Source organism: Isoptericola luteus (genome assembly GCF_020297055.1).
Classification (GTDB): Bacteria; Actinomycetota; Actinomycetes; order Actinomycetales; family Cellulomonadaceae; genus Isoptericola; species Isoptericola luteus.
Map to the genome: position 1 here is coordinate 40,133 of NZ_JAIXCQ010000004.1, position 18,684 is coordinate 58,816.

Annotated in this window: 12 protein-coding genes; 6 read left to right on the plus strand and 6 right to left on the minus strand. The window is 72.0% G+C overall.

Features of this window, described 5'->3' with window-relative positions:
• The 3 genes from LEP48_RS07110 to LEP48_RS07120 all read left to right on the plus strand — a co-directional run bounded on the left by LEP48_RS07110 (position 1) and on the right by LEP48_RS07120 (position 4,780).
• A complete protein-coding gene (locus tag LEP48_RS07110) occupies positions 1 to 954 on the plus strand; it encodes an ABC transporter permease (protein WP_225564897.1) in 954 nt (317 codons plus the stop codon).
• Positions 951 to 3,005, plus strand: coding sequence for an ABC transporter ATP-binding protein (locus LEP48_RS07115; RefSeq protein WP_225564898.1), 2,055 nt, complete (start codon positions 951 to 953; stop codon positions 3,003 to 3,005). The genes LEP48_RS07110 and LEP48_RS07115 overlap by 4 nt, the downstream gene beginning before the upstream one ends.
• Before the next feature lie 65 nt (positions 3,006 to 3,070).
• Positions 3,071 to 4,780: an ABC transporter family substrate-binding protein gene (locus tag LEP48_RS07120; RefSeq protein WP_225564899.1), complete on the plus strand. Its 1,710-nt coding sequence runs from the start codon at positions 3,071 to 3,073 to the stop codon at positions 4,778 to 4,780.
• Between the two features lie 191 nt (positions 4,781 to 4,971).
• Here the strand turns inward: LEP48_RS07120 and LEP48_RS07125 are convergent, their stop codons facing one another.
• The gene (locus tag LEP48_RS07125; protein WP_225564900.1) at positions 4,972 to 8,319 is read right to left on the minus strand and encodes a DEAD/DEAH box helicase; all 3,348 of its coding nucleotides are present in this window, start codon (positions 8,317 to 8,319) and stop codon (positions 4,972 to 4,974) included.
• Positions 8,320 to 8,524: 205 nt separating this feature from the next.
• Entirely contained in the window at positions 8,525 to 9,847 is a 1,323-nt protein-coding gene (gene hisD / locus LEP48_RS07130) for a histidinol dehydrogenase (RefSeq protein ID WP_225564901.1), read from the minus strand.
• A gap of 70 nt (positions 9,848 to 9,917) precedes the next feature.
• Between hisD and LEP48_RS07135 the strand changes: the two genes are divergently transcribed.
• Positions 9,918 to 10,145, plus strand: a complete 228-nt coding sequence (locus tag LEP48_RS07135) for an RNA-binding S4 domain-containing protein (RefSeq protein ID WP_225564902.1) — start codon at positions 9,918 to 9,920, stop codon at positions 10,143 to 10,145.
• 179 nt (positions 10,146 to 10,324) lie between these two features.
• On the opposite strand, the gene LEP48_RS07140 is transcribed toward LEP48_RS07135, so the two are convergent.
• On the minus strand, positions 10,325 to 10,729 hold the full coding sequence (locus LEP48_RS07140) for a pyridoxamine 5'-phosphate oxidase family protein (protein ID WP_225564903.1): 405 nt from the start codon (positions 10,727 to 10,729) through the stop codon (positions 10,325 to 10,327).
• Between the two features lie 149 nt (positions 10,730 to 10,878).
• Here LEP48_RS07140 and LEP48_RS07145 point away from each other — a divergent pair, with 149 nt between their 5' ends.
• On the plus strand, positions 10,879 to 11,322 hold the full coding sequence (locus tag LEP48_RS07145; RefSeq protein ID WP_225564904.1) for a DUF1801 domain-containing protein: 444 nt from the start codon (positions 10,879 to 10,881) through the stop codon (positions 11,320 to 11,322).
• 18 nt (positions 11,323 to 11,340) lie between these two features.
• Here the strand turns inward: LEP48_RS07145 and LEP48_RS07150 are convergent, their stop codons facing one another.
• Positions 11,341 to 11,868 carry an NUDIX hydrolase gene (locus LEP48_RS07150; RefSeq protein ID WP_225564905.1) on the minus strand — a complete coding sequence of 176 codons (528 nt, stop codon included), beginning with the start codon at positions 11,866 to 11,868 and terminating at the stop codon, positions 11,341 to 11,343.
• Positions 11,865 to 15,461: a DNA polymerase III subunit alpha gene (gene dnaE, locus LEP48_RS07155; protein ID WP_225564906.1), complete on the minus strand. Its 3,597-nt coding sequence runs from the start codon at positions 15,459 to 15,461 to the stop codon at positions 11,865 to 11,867. Before dnaE ends, LEP48_RS07150 begins: the two co-directional genes overlap by 4 nt.
• Before the next feature lie 173 nt (positions 15,462 to 15,634).
• On the opposite strand from dnaE, the gene LEP48_RS18450 reads away from it, so the two are divergent.
• Positions 15,635 to 16,603 carry a LacI family DNA-binding transcriptional regulator gene (locus LEP48_RS18450; RefSeq protein ID WP_225564907.1) on the plus strand — a complete coding sequence of 323 codons (969 nt, stop codon included), beginning with the start codon at positions 15,635 to 15,637 and terminating at the stop codon, positions 16,601 to 16,603.
• 82 nt (positions 16,604 to 16,685) lie between these two features.
• Here the strand turns inward: LEP48_RS18450 and LEP48_RS07165 are convergent, their stop codons facing one another.
• A complete protein-coding gene (locus LEP48_RS07165) occupies positions 16,686 to 18,677 on the minus strand; it encodes a glycoside hydrolase family 55 protein (RefSeq protein WP_225564908.1) in 1,992 nt (663 codons plus the stop codon).
• Between the last annotated feature and the right edge of the window lie 7 nt (positions 18,678 to 18,684).

Genomic DNA, 18,684 nt, shown 5'->3' on the forward strand with positions numbered 1-18,684 from the left:
ATGGCAACCGAGTCCTTCCCCCTGGCCGACGCGACGTCCGACCCGCTCGTCGGCGGCGGCGACACGCCCCCCGTCGAGCCCGGGCCCGGCGAGCGCAAGCGGCTCACGAAGTGGCAGCTGTACAGCCGCCGGTTCGTCCGCAACCGGCCCGCAGTCGCCGGCATCGTCATCTTCGTGCTGCTCGTCGCCTTCGCGCTGGTCGGCCCCCTGTTCGCCAAGTACGACCACGTCGAGCTCGACTTCCTCGCGCTGTCGGACCCGCCGAACCCCGACCACTGGTTCGGCACCAACAACGCGGGCAACGACCTGTACGCGATGGTCGTCGTCGGCCTGCAGCGGTCGCTGCTCATCGCCGTGGTGGTGGCCACCGGCACGACCATCCTGTCCGCCGTCATCGGCACCGCCGCCGCCTACTTCGGCGGACGCATCGAGCGGTTCGCGCTGTTCGTCATCCACTTCCTCATGGTGGCGCCGACGTTCCTGCTGCTGGCGATGATGTCGAACGACTCCGGCGGCGACTGGAAGGTCATCGCCCTCGTCCTGATCCTCGTGAGCTGGTTCTTCCAGGCGCGCACCATCTGGACCCTGTCCCTGTCGCTGCGCGAGCGGGAGTACGTCCACGCCGCGCGGTACATGGGCGTGCCGGGCATGCGCATCGTGCTGCGCCACCTGATCCCGAACATCGGGTCGCTGCTCGTCATCAACTTCACGCTCGGCGTCGTGGGCGCCGTCATGGCCGAGACCGGCCTGTCGTTCCTCGGCTTCGGCGTCAAGCTGCCCGACGTCTCGCTCGGCTCGCTCATCGGCATCGGCGCCTCGAGCATGTCGAGCGCACCGTGGATGTTCTACTTCCCCGCCGCGGCGCTCACGCTGCTGACCGTCTCCATGGCGCTCGTCGCCGACGGCCTGCGTGACGCCCTCGATCCCACCTCTGCAGCGGGAGGCCGCGCGTGACCACCCCTGTACTCTCCGTCCGCGACCTCACCGTCAGCTTCCCGTCCGAGGCCGGCCGGGTCGACGCCGTGCGCGGCGTCTCGTTCGACGTCGCCCCCGGGCGGACCCTCGGCATCGTCGGCGAGTCCGGCTCCGGCAAGTCCGTCACCTCGCTCGCCGTCATGGGCCTGCTCGACGAGAACGCCCGCATCGGCGGCTCGGTCACGTTCGACGGCGAGGAGCTGCTCGGCAAGTCGGACACCCAGATGTCCAAGATCCGCGGCAACGGCCTCGCGATGATCTTCCAGGACCCGCTGACGTCCCTCACGCCGGTGTTCACCGTGGGCGACCAGATCGTCGAGGCCCTCACGATCCACAACTCGCGCATGTCGCGGCGTGCCGCGTGGGACCGCGCAGTGGAGCTGCTCAAGCTCGTCGGGATCCCGCGTCCGCAGGAGCGGGTGCGTTCGTTCCCGCACGAGTTCTCGGGCGGCATGCGCCAGCGCGTGGTCATCGCGATCGCGATGGCGAACAACCCGAAGCTCATCATCGCCGACGAGCCGACGACCGCACTGGACGTCACCATCCAGGCGCAGATCCTCGACCTCATCGGCACCGCCCAGCGCGAGACCGGCGCCGCCGTCATGATGATCACCCACGACATGGGCGTCGTCGCGAACATCGCCGACGACGTGATCGTGATGTACGCCGGCCGGGCGATCGAGCAGGCCGGCGTCGACACCCTGTTCGCCGACACCCGCATGCCCTACTCGATCGGCCTGCTGGGTGCCATCCCGCGCGTCGACAAGGCCGAGAAGCAGCCGCTGGTGCCCATCAAGGGCAGCCCGCCCCTGCTCGTGGACCTGCCGGACGCCTGCCCGTTCGCCGCCCGCTGCCCGATCGCGGTGGACGCGTGCCTGGCGGCGGAGCCGCAGCTCCTCGCGGTCGAGGGTGCCGTCGACCACCGGGCGGCGTGCATCCGCGCCGAGGAGATCAGGGCGGGCCTCATCGACGGCGAGCCGGTCTACCCGATCCCGGAGATCCCGACGTCATCGCTCGAGCAGCTCCCGCGCGAGGACCGCAAGCCCACCCTCGAGGTGGAGAACCTCACGAAGACCTTCCCCCTGACCAAGGGGGCGTTCCGCAAGCGCAAGATCGGCGAGGTGCGTGCCGTCAAGGGTGTCAGCTTCGACATCCGCGAGGGCGAGACGATGGCCATCGTCGGCGAGTCCGGTTCGGGCAAGACGACCACGCTGCTGCAGATCATGGACTTCGCGCCGCAGGCCGACGGCGACATCAGGATCGTCGGCACGAGCGTCACGGACATCAAGGGCGGTCGTGCCGAGCGACAGCTGCGCCGGGACGTCCAGATCGTGTTCCAGGACCCGGTCGGCTCGCTCGATCCCCGCATGACGGTCTTCGACGTGATCGCCGAGCCCCTGCGCACCGTGGCGACGCCGACCGCCGAGATCGGCCCGCGGGTCGACGAGCTCATGGACCTCGTCGGCCTCGACCCGGCGCACAGCGACCGCTTCCCTGCCGCGTTCTCCGGCGGCCAGCGCCAGCGCATCGGCATCGCCCGGGCGCTCGCGACGAACCCGAGGCTCGTGGTGCTCGACGAGCCGGTCTCCGCGCTCGACGTGTCGGTCCAGGCCGGCGTCATCAACCTGCTGGACGAGCTCAAGGTGCGCCTGGGCCTGTCGTACCTGTTCGTGGCCCACGACCTGTCGGTCGTGCGGCACATCGCCGACCGTGTCGCGGTCATGTACCTCGGCGGGTTCGTCGAGCACGGGGACGTCGACGCGGTGTTCGACGACCCGCAGCACCCGTACACCCGCGCTCTGCTGTCCGCGATCCCCATCCCCGACCCCGTCAAGGAACGCACCCGCGAGCACATCGTGCTCACCGGCGACCTGCCGAGCCCGACGGACGAGATCAGCGGCTGCCCCTTCGTCACGAGGTGCCCGCTCTACCAGACCCTCGACCCGGAGCAGCAGATCCGCTGCGAGTCCGAGGTGCCCCTCCTCACCGGTCGACCGGGCGTCCACGTGAACGCCTGTCACTACCGCTGACGAACCACGACCATCACCTTCTCCAACCCACAAGAAAGCGCCCACGAGGCGCGAAAGGAGCAACCATGAGGCTGCACAACCGACTGGCAGGCAGCGTCGCCGTGGCCGGCGCGCTCGCCCTGGCCCTGACCGCCTGTGGCGGTGGGGGTACCGAGGGCGGCACAGAGGAGACTCCCGCCGAGGCCCAGACCATCGAGGGCGCGGACTACAACCCGCAGCCCCGCGAGAACCTCAAGCAGGGCGGCGAGGTGACCCTCCCCATCACGGAGATCACCCCGCAGATGAACGTCAACCACTCCGACGGGTCGGTGGACACCGCCACCATCTGGGAGTGGTACAACCCGCAGACGATCCTCATGTCCCCGGAGGGCGAGGCCTCGGCCAACCCCAACTACCTCACGGACTGGACCACCGAGGTCGTGGACGGCAAGACCGTCGTCACCTACACGATCAACCCGAAGGCGGTCTGGAACGACGGCACCCCCATCACGTGGGAGTCGTACGAGCAGACCTGGATCGCGAACCGGTCGGTCGAGGAGGAGTACGTCCCGAACTCGACGGACGGCTACTCGCAGATCGAGTCGGTCGAGCAGGGCACCGACGAGCGCCAGGCCGTGGTCACGTTCAAGACCGAGTTCCCCTGGACCGAGGGTCTGTTCTGGCACATCCTGAACCCGAACGTCGACTCCCCGGAGGTCTTCAACGAGGGCTACATCGAGGAGGCGCACCCGGAGTGGGGCGCCGGCCCGTACAAGATCGAGGACTTCGACGTCAACGGCGGCGTCATCTCGTTCGTGCCGAACGACAACTGGTGGGGCGACAAGCCGCTGCTCGACAAGGTCACCTTCCGGGTCCTCGAGCCGACCGCCGCGGTGAACGCGTTCCAGAACGGCGAGACCAACTACGTCGACAACCTGACCGCGGACAACCTCGAGCAGCTCGCTGACGTCGACGGTGCCGTGACCTACCGCGCGCAGCGCACGTCGACCAACCTCCTCGAGCTCAACGGGGAGTACCCGCAGTTCGAGGACCTCAAGGTCCGCGAGGCGATGTTCAAGGCGATCAACCGCGACCAGATCAAGGAGGTCGTCTGGAACGGCCTCAACTACACCGAGCCCGACGCCGGCTCGCTGAACCTGTTCCCGTTCCAGGAGGGCTACGTCGATGCGCTGGCCGAGGCCGGCTACTCGTTCGACGTCGCGGCTGCCAACGCCCTGCTCGACGAGGCCGGCTGGACCCTCAACGGTGACGTCCGCGAGAAGGACGGCATGAAGTTCGAGGGCCGCATGCCCATCTTCGGCGACGAGCCGATCACCGAGGCGCGTGCCAAGGTCGTCCAGGCGCAGCTCGCCGAGATCGGCTTCGCGCTGGAGATCGACAAGCGCCCGGCGAGCGACTTCTCGACCGTGCTCACCACGAAGGACTGGGACCTGGTCATCCTCGGCTTCTCGTCGAGCGACCCCTACGGCGTGGCCTACATGTGCCAGCTGTACTGCTCGGACAGCGGCCTGAACCTGTCCGCGACCGGCACCGAGGAGATCGACCAGAAGATCGCCGACCAGGTGTCCTCGCTGCCCACCGCCGAGGAGCAGACCGCTGCCGGCCTGAAGCTCGAGTCGGAGATCATCGCCGAGACCTGGGGCATCCTGCCCCTGTACAACGGCCCGTGGATCTCGATGGCGTCCGAGGGTCTCGCGAACCTCACGCCCGAGACCTACACCGGTCTCGACCTCTTCGGCCTGCAGCCGGTGGAGAACGTGGGCTGGGAGAAGTGAGCCCCGTGACCCAGTGATCCGTCACGGGTGAGACCCCGGCTCGAACGAGCCTCGACGGTCTCGACCAGCAACGGCGTCGGGGTCGGTGGCACTGCCACCGGCCCCGGCGCCGTTCGTGCGTCCTCCCCGGCCCCGGACGCGGACCACCCGGACCACCCGGACGGTCCGCACCAGAACGGCCGAACGGGGTCCTACGGGTCGAGCAGCCCCCGGACGTCCTCGGCGGCGAGCGTCCGCGCGAAGGTGCCGCCGGCGTCGTCCAGCACCGCGTCGAAGAGCCGGGCCTTGCGGCGCGCGAGAGCCATCACCTTCTCCTCGATCGTGTCGGCCGCGACGAGGCGGGTGACCACGACGTTGCGCGTCTGCCCGATGCGGTGGGTGCGGTCGACCGCCTGCGCCTCCGTCGCCGGGTTCCACCAGGGGTCGAGCAGGTAGACGTAGTCCGCCTCGGTGAGGTTGAGCCCTACCCCGCCGGCCTTGAGGCTGACGAGGAACACGGGCGCCGCGCCCTCCTTCCAGCCCCGGATGACCTCGGCGCGGCGGCGGGTGGCGCCGTCGAGGTACGCCGCCGCCAGCCCGACCTCGGCACAGCGTTCCTCGACCCGGCGCAGGAACGAGGTGAACTGGGAGAAGACGAGCACCCGGTGCCCCTCCGCGGCGATCTCCACGAGCTCGTCCATGAGCACGTCGAGCTTGGCCGAGGGCACGCGGGCGTACTCGTCGTCGACCAGGGAGGCGTCGAGCGCGAGCCGGCGCAGCGTCGTCAGCGACCGGAAGATCGCCACCCGGTTCGCCTCGAAGTCGGCGAGCAGCCCCAGCAGCCGCTGCCGCTCCCGCTGCAGGTGCGTGTCATACACGCGGCGGTGGTCGGGGGTGAGCGGGACCTTGAGCACCCGCTCCTGACGCTCCGGCAGCTCGGGCGCGACCTGCTCCTTGGTGCGGCGCAGCACCACGGTGCGGATCCGCCGCGTCAGCCGGGCCAGCGCGCGGTTGCCGGCCGCTACCACCTGCGGGTCGTCGTCAGCGCCCGCCGCGTCCACGGGCCGGGCCGTCTCCGCCCGGAACCGGTGCATCGACGGGTAGAGCCCCGGGGCGACGATCGCGAGGATCGCCCAGAGCTCCAGGAGGTTGTTCTCCAGGGGCGTCCCCGTGATCGCCAGCTTGAACGGGACGTCCAGCGCCCGCGCCGTCTCGTTCGCGCGGGAGCGCGGGTTCTTCGCGAACTGCGCCTCGTCGAGCACCAGGCCACCCCACTCCACCGCGTCGAACGCGTCGAACTCGAGACGGAAGACGGCGTAGGACGTCACGACCACGTCGGCGCCCGCGGCCAGCTCCGCGACCGGCGTGCCGGACCGCTTCGCCGTCGCCGCCAGCACGGCGACGCGCAGCCCGGGGGTGAACCGGGCGGCCTCGTCCGCCCAGTTGCCGACCACGGACGCCGGGGCCACGACGACGAACGGCGGCGCCTTCGGCTCCTGCGCCCTGGCGTGCGCGAGGAACGCGAGGGTCTCGACCGTCTTGCCGAGACCCATGTCGTCCGCGAGGATCCCGCCGAGCCGGTGGCGCCACAGGAACGACAACCACTCGAACGCCTGGTGCTGGTAGCCGCGCAGCTCGGCGCGCAGCCCGTCGGGGGCCGCAAGGGGCGTCGGCGCGGTCTCCCCCGCCGCCAGGGCGCGCAGCTCGGCGACCGAGCGGCGCCACTGCGCCGACGCCTCGACCACGTCCGCGGTCTCCTCGAGCGCGGCCCACAGCTCGCCGTCGTATCGACTCACGCGCGGCCTGCCGGGCCGGTCGCTCAGCGCGGTCGCCTCGCCGATGAGGTCGCGCAGGCGCGCCAGCACCGGCTGGTCGAGACGCAGCCACGAGCCGTCGACGAGCATGAGGCGGTCCTTGCCGCGCGCGAGCGCGGTGAACAGGCGCGTGAAGGGCAGGTCCTTGCCCGCGACGGTCACCGTGACGCCCAGGTCGAGCCAGTCCGAGTCCCCGGACGGGGCACCCGAGACGACCACGCGGGGCGCGGCGTCGAGGTGCAGGTAGTCCGGGACGTCGTGCGCATGGACGCGCACGTCGCTCAACGCGGCCAGAGCCGGCAGGACCCGGTGCGCGAGATCGAGCGCATCCAGACCCGAGAACGTCTGCGGCTCGCCCACGGCGGCGCCCTCGAACCCTGGCACCGCCCGCAGGGCCGACACCGCCTTGGCCCGGATCTCGCCCTCGGCGTCGGCGTCCCGGCCGGGGTCCACGGCCGATCCCTCGACCGGCACGACGCGCGCCGCTGCCCGCCCGGCACCGGCACCCGCGAGGTCCGGCACGTCGTACGGCGGGTACTCGAACGCCCACCCCAGCTCCGCCCGCTCCGGGGTCGCGAACGTCGCCGTCGCCACCAGCACCGGCCGGGGCACGCCGGGCAGCTCCACGGTGCCGTCCGACGTCACCTGGACGGTGCGGCGCAGTCCCGGCAGGTGCTCGGTGAAGAGCTCGGCGACGTCGGCGGACGGCACCTCGAGGCGCCCCAGCTCGATCAGCTCGCGCACGCCGTCGCCGAGCCGCCCCGGGGTGGGGCCGAGCCGCAGCACCGTGCGTCCGTCGTGCGCCCCTGCCGCGTACAGGCCCGTGTCGCCGACGGTGCCCCACCGCTCTGCCGGTCCGGCGTCCGCGCCGTCGAACGCCGCGAGCGGGCTCAGCCGCACGCCGTCGCCCGCGGTGCCGACCTCCAGGCGCAGCGTCGCGACGCGGGCGAGGTGCACCTCGTCGCGCGCGGAGTGACCGACGAACGGGATGCGGAGGTCCTCCGCCTCCGCCAGCAGCGACCACAGGCCCCGCCCGCCCACGGAGAGCGGGCGCCACACCCTGGCCCCGCGGCCGAACCCGCCCCGTTCGGTCAGCGCCGCGCCGAGGTCCGCGAACCAGCGGCGTACCGCCGGCGCGGGCGTCGCGCGGACGTCCGCGAACGCATACATGCCCGTGGCGAGCGCCTCCCAGCTCGCCTCCGGGGCGACCTTCCAGCCGCCGGCGCGCGCCGGGACCACCGGGCGCACCGACAGCTCGGGCGGCAGCCCGCCCAGCGCCTCCTCGAGACGGAAGCGCAGCGCCACCACGAGCTCGCCGCCGCCGCGCGTCGCCGGGCCGGCTCCGCCGGAGGTGACGGCCAGGACCCTGTCGCGCCAGCCCTCGCCGGCGGGGCCGGTGTCGGCGCCGCGCGAACGGGCAGGGCCTGCGGCGCCCTGCAGGCCGACGTGCAGCAGCACCGCCGCGACGTGCTTGCAGTCCAGCGCGACCGGGCAGGAGCAGGAGGACGAGTGCACCGTGTAGCGCCCGGCCGGGTCGACCGCGTGGTCGACCGTGAACCAGATGCGGCACGTGTACGGCCGCGGCCCGCTCCCGGCCACCCCGGCCGTGAGCACCAGGTCGTCGGCGTCCCACGACCAGTACCCCACCATGCCCGCGCGCTGGTACCCCTGGGCGCGGCGAAAGGCCGCGCTCCCGACCAGACCACCGACGGCGACCGGGTCGATGCGGGGCGGCGGGGCGGTCATGGCGTCCATGCTCGCACGGGCGACCCACACGACCGGTGTGGTGCGTCGCGAACGCTTGGCACACTATTCTTCGCCGGGCGCCGAGCACCGCGCCGACGCACCCCGCCGATCGGCACGACGGCCGAGGGCGACCACCGACGTGACCGTCGAGACGACCATCGACGTGGCTGGCGACGCGGCGGCGACCCAGCCGTCGCCGGAACGGTCAGAAGCGCCCGCGGACAGCCTCGCCGTGCGCCGGCAGGTCCTCGTCGTTCGCGACCGCGACGATCCGGTCGGTGAGCTCGGCGAGCGCCTCTCGCGTGTACTCGATCACCTGCACGGACTTCAGGTACGCGTGGACGCCGAGCCCGCTCGAGAAGTGCGCCGAACCGCCGGTCGGGAGCACGTGGTTGCTGCCTGCCATGTAGTCCCCCAGCGAGACCGGCGACCACGGGCCCACGAAGATCGCCCCCGCCGAGCGCACCCGCTCGGCGAGCGCCGCGGCGTCCGCCGTCTGGATCTCCAGGTGCTCGGCGCCGTACGCGTCGACGACGGTGAGGCCCTGCTCCAGGTCGTCGACGAGCACGACGGCCGACTGCGCTCCGCCGAGGGCCTGCACCACGCGCTCCACGTGCTTGGTGGCGCCGACGAAGTCGCTCAGCCGCGCCTCCACGGCGCCCGCCAGCTCGACCGACGGCGTCACCAGCACGGACGCCGCCAGCGGGTCGTGCTCCGCCTGGCTGATGAGGTCGAGGGCCACGTGGCCCGGGTCCGCCGTGTCGTCGGCCAGCACGGCGATCTCCGTCGGCCCGGCCTCCGCGTCGATGCCGACGACGCCGCGCACGAGCCGCTTCGCCGCCGTGACGTAGACGTTGCCCGGCCCGGTGACCACGTCCACCGGCTCGCAGAGCATCGGGCCGTCCTGCGGCTCGGTACCCACGGCGCCGTAGGCGAACATCCCGACCGCCTGCGCCCCGCCGACCGCGTACACCTCGTCCACCCCGAGCAGCGCGCACGCGGCGAGGATCGTCGGGTGCGGCAGGCCGCCGAAGTCCTTCTGGGGCGGCGACGCGACGGCCAGGCTCTCGACGCCGGCCTCCTGCGCGGCGACCACGTTCATGATCACCGACGACGGGTAGACGGCGCGGCCGCCGGGCACGTAGAGACCCACCCGCTGGACCGGGATCCAGCGCTGCCGCACCACGGCTCCCTCGGCGAGCTCGGTCGAGTGCTCGGCGGGCACCTGAGCGGCGTGGACCGCCCGGACCCGGCGGATCGCCTCGACGAGGCCGGCGCGGACGTCGGGGTCGAGCGTCTCGAGGGCCTCGGCGATCGTCGTCGCGGGGACGCGCAGATGCTCGGGTCGCACGCCGTCGAGCTTCTCGGCCAGGTCGCGCAGGGCGGTCGCGCCCCGGGCCCGGACGGCGGACAGGATCGAGGTGACGGCCTCCACGGCCTCGTCCACCCCGAGCTCGGGGCGCGGCAGCACCCCGAGCAGCTCCGTGCGGGACAGCTCGCGCCCGCGAAGATCGATGCGCTGGATCACCGGGCCAGTCTAGGCAGCGCGGAGGGACCCGTGCGTCGTCGTCCGGCCGCCGGGCGGGGACAATGAGCCCATGAGCACCGCGAACGAGGTCCCCATCAGCGACGACATGATCCGGCTGGGTCAGTTCCTCAAGCTCGCCGGCCTCGCCGAGTCCGGCACGCACGCCCGCGACCTGGTCGCCGACGGCGAGGTCCGCGTCAACGACGAGCCCGAGACCCGCCGCGGGCGCCAGCTGGTGCGCGGCGACCGCGTGACGGTGGCGCTGCCCGAGGGCGACGAGTCCGTCACCGTCGCCTGAGTGCTGTGAGCGGAGTATTGGCCCGGTCACACCGGTGTGACCGGGCCAAAACAACCCACACACCACGGCCGCCGGCCAGGGTGGTGGGGGCCATCGCGCCGGCGCTGGTGGGGTGTGCGCGGTTTTGGGCCCGTCCCCCACGGGTGCCCCGGGCCCAATACTCCGCTCACAGCACGGCGTCAGGCCATGTAGGTGGAGGCCATCGCGCGATCGGGCGTGAGTCGCAGCACCACGCGCTCGGGGTCGTGCGCCAGCTGCCGGTAGCGCTTGGCGTAGCGCGCGACGGCGTCGGCCACCTCCGTCGCGTCGGTGACCACCTCGATGGTGCCCTCGAGCGTGAGCCAGCGGCCGCCGTCCACCTGGCACAGGGCCGCGCGCGGACGCCCCCCGTCGTCGGCGGTCCGACGGGCGTTGGCCGCCTTCACCGACGTCTTCCGCGACGTGATCCGTACCACGCCGGCGTCCGCGTCCCAGGTGAACGCCACCGGGACGACGTGCGGCGTCCCGTCGGCGCGCAGCGTGGTCAGGGTGGCCAGGTGGCGCTCGGTGACGAACACGAGCTGCTCGGGGTTGAGTCGGAACACGGCCCGAGCCTACGTGCCGCCGCACGGCTTGCGACCAGACGGACCCTGTCGTAGCACGGAGCCATGTTCGGAGTCATGCTCGGAGCCATGCCCACGATGACCACCTGCTCGCGCCTCGGCCCCCACGGGACCGAGGCGGAGGCCGTGTCGTGACTGCGCCGAAGCGCTCCTCCGCGGCGCGGGACGGCGACCGACCGCGGTTGCTCTCGGGCGGCAACCCGCAGATCGCGGCCGCCGAGGGTGACGGACCCGTGCAGGACTACGTCGCGGCGCTGCCCGGGTGGAAGCGTGAGGTCGGGCGACAGCTCGACGCCCTCGTCGAACGCGCCGTGCCCGGGGTGCACAAGGCCGTGAAGTGGAACCAGCCCTTCTACGGCCACGAGGGCGACGGCTGGTTCCTCTCCTTCCGGTGCTACACGAGCTACGTGCAGGTCCAGTTCCTGCGCGGGACGTCGCTCGACCCGATGCCGCCCAAACCCTCCAAGCACGAGGAGGTCCGCTACCTCGACATCCACGAGGACGAGGACCTGCAGGTGGGGCAGCTGACGTCCTGGGTGAAGCAGGCGGCCAGGCTTCCGGGCGAACGGATGTGAGCGGCGGAGCCGGACCGGTCAGAAGCCGAACGTCATGATGGGCGGGACGACTGTCCCGTGCCGGCCCGCATCGTGCAGCGCGCGCAGCACGGCGAGCTCGTGCGGCACGACCGGGTCCGGCAGGGCGACGAGCCCGAACCAGCCCAGGTCGGAGGCCTTGTCCGGCTCCTGCAGCGACGGGGTCCCGTCCCAGCGCGTGACCTCGAACATGAGGTCGACGCGCTGCTCGAGCGCAGGCCCGCCCGGCTCGCCCCGGTGCAGCGTCGTCAGGGGCCGCAGGTCGCGAGGGTCGACCTCGATGCCGAGCTCCTCGCGCGCCTCGCGCACCGCGGCGTCCAGCACGGACTCCCCCGGTTCGACGTGCCCCGCCGCGGCGGCGGCCCAGTACCCGTCCCGGTAGCCCGTCCCCGCGCGCCGGCTCAGGAGCACCTTGCCCTCACGGCGCAGGTACACGTAGGCCGCGGGCACCACGCGGAAGCGGTGGTCGGCCGAGCCGTCGTCCCAGCCCGCGCCCGGTGCGGCGGTCATGTCCGGAGGCAGGCTCATGAGAGGCAGCTCGGGCCGAGCAGGGCCTTCAGGTCGCCGAACAGCGCGGGCGACTTCTCCACGCGCAGCGTGTCGGCCGCGCGCACGACGGTGCGCTTGCCCGGCTCGGCCACGTTGACGTGCACCTCCGCCGAGCCGGGGTGGCTCACCAGCACCTCGCGCAGGCGGACCATCACCGGCTCGACGCACCGGGTGTGCGGCACGGTCACCTGGACCGGGGCGTCCGCCACGGCGGACGTGTCGGGCAGTGAGACCTCCATCGCCTGCAGCTGCATCGTCTCGTCCCTCCGGCGCACGCGGCCACGCAGGGTGACCACCTGGTCCTCGGCGAGGATCGTGGAATAGGCCAGGTAGGTCTCGCCGAAGAACATCACCTCGACGGCGCCCTCGAGGTCCTCGATCGTCACCGCCGCCCAGGGGTTGCCGTTCTTGCTCATCTTGCGCTGCACGCTGGTGAGCAGCCCGGCGACGGTCACCTGCGAGCCGTCGGGGCGCCCCTCGTCGGCCATGAGCGACGCGATGGACGTGTCCGCGGCACGGGCCAGGACGTGCTCGAGCCCGGACAGGGGGTGGTCCGAGACGTAGAGACCGAGCATCTCGCGCTCGAAGGCGAGGCGCTGCTTCTTGTCCCAGTCCGGCAGGTCGGGCACGTCGACGCTGAAGTTCATCTTCTCGTCGGTCGCACCCAGGTCGGCGAAGAGGTCGAACTGCCCCTTGGCCTCCTCGCGCTTGACGGAGATCACGGAGTCCACCGCCTGCTCGTGCACCACGAGCAGCGCCCGGCGCGGGTGCCCGAGGGAGTCGAAGGCCCCGGCCTTGATGAGGGACTCGATGGTGCGCTTGTTGCACACCACGGCGGGCACCTTGTCGAGGAAGTCGGTGAACGAGGTGAACGCCCCCTTCTCCTCGCGGGTGGCGATGATCGCGTCGACGACGTTGGCGCCGACGTTGCGGATCGCGGTCAGCCCGAAGCGGATGTCGGCGCCCACTGCGGTGAACTTCGCGGCCGAGTCGTTGACGTCGGGCGGCAGCACGGTGATGTGCATGCGACGGCACTCGCCCAGGTAGAGCGCCATCTTGTCCTTGTCGTCCCGCACGCTCTGGAGCAGGCCGGCCATGTACTCGGTCGGGTAGTTGGCCTTGAGGTAGGCGGTCCAGTACGAGACGACGCCGTACCCGGCGGAGTGCGCCTTGTTGAACGCGTACCCGGCGAACGGCACCAGCGTGTCCCAGACCGCCTGGATCGCGGGCTTGGAGTAGCCGCGCTCCTTCATGCCCGCCTCGAACGGCACGAACTCCTTGTCGAGGATCTCCTTCTTCTTCTTGCCCATCGCGCGGCGCAGCAGGTCGGCCTGGCCCAGCGAGTACCCGGCCAGGATCTGGGCGGCACGCTGCACCTGCTCCTGGTAGACGATGAGGCCGTACGTCTCGCCCAGGACCTCCTTGAGCGGCTCCTCCAGCTCGGGGTGGATCGGCTCGATCTTCTGCAGGCCGTTCTTGCGCAGGGCGTAGTTGATGTGCGAGTTCATGCCCATCGGGCCCGGCCGGTACAGCGCGATGACGGCGGAGACGTCCTCGAAGTTGTCGGGCCGCATCTGGCGCAGCAGCGAGCGCATCGCACCGCCGTCGAGCTGGAACACCCCCAGGGTGTCGCCGCGTGCCAGGAGGTCGTAGGTGGCCTGGTCGTCGAGCGCCACCGTCTCGATCGCGACCGGGTCCTTGCCGTTCATCACGATGTTCTCGAGCGCGTCGTCGAGGATCGTGAGGTTGCGCAGCCCGAGGAAGTCCATCTTGATCAGGCCGAGGCCCTCGGACGTCGGGTAGTCGAACTGCGTGATGACCGCGCCGTCCTGCGGGCGCCGCATGATCGGGATGATGTCGATCAGCGGGTCGCTGGACATGATGACCCCGGCCGCGTGCACGCCCCACTGCCGCTTGAGGCCCTCGATGCCGCGCGCCGTCTCGACCACGCGCTGGGCCTCGGGGTCGGCGTCGTGCACGGCGCGGAACTCGGCGGCCTCGGCGTACCGCTCGTGCTTCGGGTCGAAGATCCCGGACAGCGGGATGTCCTTGCCCATGACGGCGGGCGGCATGGCCTTGGTGAGCTTCTCCCCCATGGCGAAGGGCAGGCCGAGCACACGCGACCCGTCCTTGAGGGCCTGCTTGGCCTTGATCGAGCCGTAGGTCACGATCATCGCGACCCGGTCGTCGCCGTACTTCTCGGTGACGTACCGGATCACCTCGGAGCGCCGGCGCTCGTCGAAGTCCACGTCGACGTCGGGCATGGAGACGCGCTCAGGGTTGAGGAAGCGCTCGAAGATCAGGCCGTGCTGGAGCGGGTCGAGCTCCGTGATGCCCATGACGTAGGACACCATCGAGCCCGCCGCGGAGCCACGGCCCGGCCCCACGCGGATGCCCTGCTCCTTCGCCCAGTTGATGAAGTCGGCCACCACGAGGAAGTACCCCGGGAAGCCCATCTGGATGATGACCTCCACCTCGTAGTCGGCCTGCTTGCGCACGTCGTCGGGGATGCCCGCGGGATAGCGACGACGCAGCCCGCTCTCGACCTCCTTGACGAACCAGCTGATCTCGTCCTCCCCGGCGGGGACCGGGAACCGCGGCATGTAGTTCGCGCTGGTGTCGAAGGAGACGTCGCAGCGTTCCGCGATGAGCAGCGTGTTGTCGCAGGCCTCCGGCATCTCGGCGAAGATGCGCCGCATCTCGGCACCCGAGCGCACGTAGAAGGTGTCCCCCGAGAAGGCGAACCGGCTGCCGCCCTGGTCGTAGGTGGGCTCGTCGAGGGTGGACCCCGAGTTCACCGCGAGCAGCACCTCGTGGGAGTGGGAGTCCTCCTGCTTGGTGTAGTGCAGGTCGTTCGTGGCGACCAGCGGGGCGCCGATGTGCTCGGCCAGGCGCAGCAGGTCCTTGGACGTGCGGGACTCGATCTCGATCCCGTGGTCCATCAGCTCGACGAAGTAGTTCTCCTTGCCGAAGACGTCCTGCAGCTCGCCGGCGGCGCGCACCGCCTCGTCCCACTGCCCGAGGCGCAGGCGCGTCTGCACCTCGCCCGAGGGGCAGCCGGTGGTGGCCATGAGGCCCTTGCCGTACGTCTGCAGCAGCTCGCGGTCCATGCGCGGCCACTTGCCCATCTGGCCGTCCAGCGAGGCCAGCGACGACGCCCGGAACAGGTTGTGCATGCCCTCGTTGTCCCGGGCCCACAGCGTCATGTGGGTGTAGGCGCCGCCCGCGGAGACGTCGTCGCGGCGCTGGTGCTTCTCCCCCCAGAGCACCTTGGTGCGGTCGTGCCGGCTGGTGCCCGGGGTGACGTACGCCTCGACGCCGATGATCGGCTTGATCCCGGCCTTGCGGGCCTGGTTCCAGAACTCGAACGCGCCGAAGAGGTAGCCGTGGTCCGTGATGGCGATGGACTTCTGCCCCTGCCGCCCCACCTCGGCGAACAGCTCGGGGAGCCGCGCCGCGCCGTCGAGCATCGAGTACTCGGTGTGCACGTGCAGGTGGACGAAGTCGTCCTTCTTCGAGGCGCCCGCCGAGGTCGAGCTGGCCGAGGTCGTGGGGGCGCTGGCATCCGGCATGCCGACGAGTCTAGGAGCCGCCACCGACGGGTGCGGCACGCACGCGCCGAGCGCCATCTCACAGACCGCGCCCGCGCGGCGCGTACAGTGCTGCCGAGCCGTTCACGTGCCGATCGAGCACGTCGGACGGCGTCAGTTGCCGTCAGGTGCCGCCGATCGCCCATGGAGGTCCCGTGGCCCGAGTGACCAGCGCCGACGTCGCGCGCGAGGCAGGCGTGTCGCGGACCACCGTCAGCTACGTCCTCAACGACACCCCGGGTGCGTCGGTGTCGAGGGTGACCCGCGAGCGCATCCGCGAGACCGCCACCCGGCTCGGGTACGCGCCGTCGGCCGCCGCCCGGACGCTGCGCCGCGGGCGCAGCGACCTGGTCGTGGCCGTGCTGCCGGACTGGCCGACGGGCTCCGTCGTCGACACCCTGCTCGACCACCTCACGGACGTGCTCGCGACGCGCGGCCTGTTCGTGCTCGTGCACCATCACCGCGACTCCCGCTCCTTGGCCGACCTGTGGCGCGCCGTCACCCCGCACACCGTCGTCGGGCTCGCACCGTTCGCCCCCGACGACCTGCGGACCATGCAGCGTGCCGGGATCCGGGTCGTGGGGACGGCGCAGAACGCCGACGAGACGTCGTTCGACGTCGCCCAGCGCGGCATCGGCGCCCTCCAGGCGGAGCACCTCGTCGCCGCGGGGCACACCCGGATCGCGTACGCGAGACCGGACGACCCGCGCCTGGGGCGTTTCGCCGACGGCCGGCTGGCCGGGGTCCGCGCGGCCTGCGCCGCGGCCGCGCTGGAGGTGCCGGCCGCCGTGCCGGTCCCGGCCGGCGAGCCGGCGGCCGCGGCCGTGGCCGCCTGGCGCGACGCGGGGGTCACGGCCGTGGCCGCCTACAACGACGACGTCGCCCTGGCGGTCCTCGCCGGCGCCGCCGCGCACGGCCTGCGCGTGCCGGACGAGCTGGCCGTGATCGGGGTCGACGACGCGCCCGCGGGCCGCGTCGCCGCTCCCCCGCTGACCACGGTCGCCCAGCCCGTCGCCCAGCAGTCGGAGCACCTGGCCGCGAGCGTCCTGGCGGCGATCGACGGCGCGGACGCCCCGCCGTGGCCCGACGACCCGGCGCTGGTCGTCGCCCGCGGCTCCGCCTGAGCCGGGCGGCCGCCCCCGCGGGAGCGGCCGCCCGGCCCTGTCCGACGACCGGCCCGGTCCGACGGCCGGACGCCGGCGCGCGTCAAGGCGCCGGGTAGTCCACCACGAACTCCGGCGACCCGGACGTCGACGGCGGCACCGCGTCCCCGACCCCGTTGACGACGTGCTCGATCGTCCCCGCGCTGAGGTTGACGGTCATGATGTGGTGCAGCCGCACTCCCGGGGCCTGCGGCACGGCGAACCCGTTCTCGGTGACGATGTCGGGGTCGTTCTGGTTGAACACGTAGACCCCGGCGCCGAAGAGCCGGTGTCGCTCCACGTGGTCGCCGACCTTGTACCCCGCCCAGCCGAGCGTGCCGTCCGGCTGGGTCCAGTCCGCCTGGGTGGGCGGGTCGTAGGGCAGCTCGTTCTGGTAGAGGACGACGGTGCCGTCCTCGCCGTTCCACACCGTGTTGTGCTCCTGGAAGTGCTCGACGAACAGCCCGGTCGCGGTGACCCGGTCACCGTTGACGACGACGCCGGTGCGGCCGGTGTTCGTGCGCCAGCGCATCGAGTCTCCGTTGACGCCTTCCGAACCGTCCGTGGGGAAGCCCTCCACGCCGTGGTCGCCGCGCCAGACCCAGGTGTGGTCGATGAGCACGTCGTCGGCGTTCACCTCGAGCGCCACGTCGACCTTGCCCACGTGCGGCCCGCCGACCCGGAAGTACACGTCGGAGAGCGTCACGGGGTTCTCGCCCGTGGTGCAGCGCGGGTCGATCGCCGCCCACAGCGCCGACCGCTCGCAGAGGCGGTCGCGCCAGGTGTCGACCCGGTCCCGCCAGGGGCTCCGGTCCGCGCGGCCCACCTGCAGCAGCACCGGGGACTCGACCGTGCCCGCGTCGATCGTCACGCCCGCGACGACCACGCCGGCCGTGTCGGCCACCGTGAGCGGGACGGCGCCGTCCACGGCGGTGAGGGTCGCGTGGCCCATGCCGAGCACCACCGTGCCGGGCCGCTTCACCTTGATGCTGCGCGCGACGTCGTACACGCCCGGCGTGAGCAGCAGGTGCTTGCCGCGCGCCAGGTGCCGGTTGATCGTGGCCACGGAGTCACCGGGCCGCGCGATGTAGAAGTCCGTGATCGGCACCGTGCGTCCCGGCGTCGGGCCGTCCGCCCAGGAGATGCCGCTGGTGTCCTTCTGCGCGGCGGGGACCCGCACCTGGTAGCGGCCGTCGTCGTCGACGAACAGGTACGGCTTCTCGCGGCTCACGGGCGTCGTGTCGAGCGTCGTGTACGGCTCGGCCGGGAAGCCGGCCTCGCTCGGTGCGCCCTCGACGCCGGCGAACACCTGGTTCCACACCCCGTTGGACCAGCCGCCGCCGAGCTCGGAGTTGCGCGTGAGCCACTGCTGCTGGGAGCCGTTCGTCACGGCGGTGTCGAACCGGGAGTCCGCGATGAAGCCCCCGCTGGCGAACTGCGGGCCCGCGGAGCAGTAGTCCATCAGCGACAGCGGACCGCGGACGTCGAGGCGCCGCATCGAGACGGCCTGGGACACCGCCCAGAAGTTCGTGGTGGCCTCGCAGCCGCCCTGGCCCGCGGTGTTCACGTCGAGCGCGAGGTTCGAGATGGTCCGCCAGAAGTTCACGAGCGCGATGCAGTTCGGGTTCGCGTCGTCGCCCAGGCAGCGGTTGCGCACCTCGATGGCGCCGTTGACGGTGACGTCGTCCGGTGACGCGCCCAGCCCGGCGACCTCCGTGTAGTACCCGACGCCGAACTGCAGCGGGTCCGCGTCGCTGCCGTACGTGCCGGGCAGGAAGTAGACCGCGTGGCGGTCGGTGCTCATCTCGGCGTCGACCTGCTTCGCGTGCAGCGCGTCCATCGCCTGCTGGATCTCGTCCTGCGGCGTGTCGGGGCCGAAGACCGTGACGTTCGGCCCGAGGTCCGGGTCCCGCGGGTCGATCCGCTGACCCGGCGTCGCCTGCGCGCCGGGGGCTCCTGCCAGGACTGTCACGAGTGCTGCTCCTGCGGCGACGGCCGGCGCGCGGCGGAGCCGGTGCAGTACCGGTCCGGGCGTCGGCCCGTGGGGTGATGACATGCGTCCT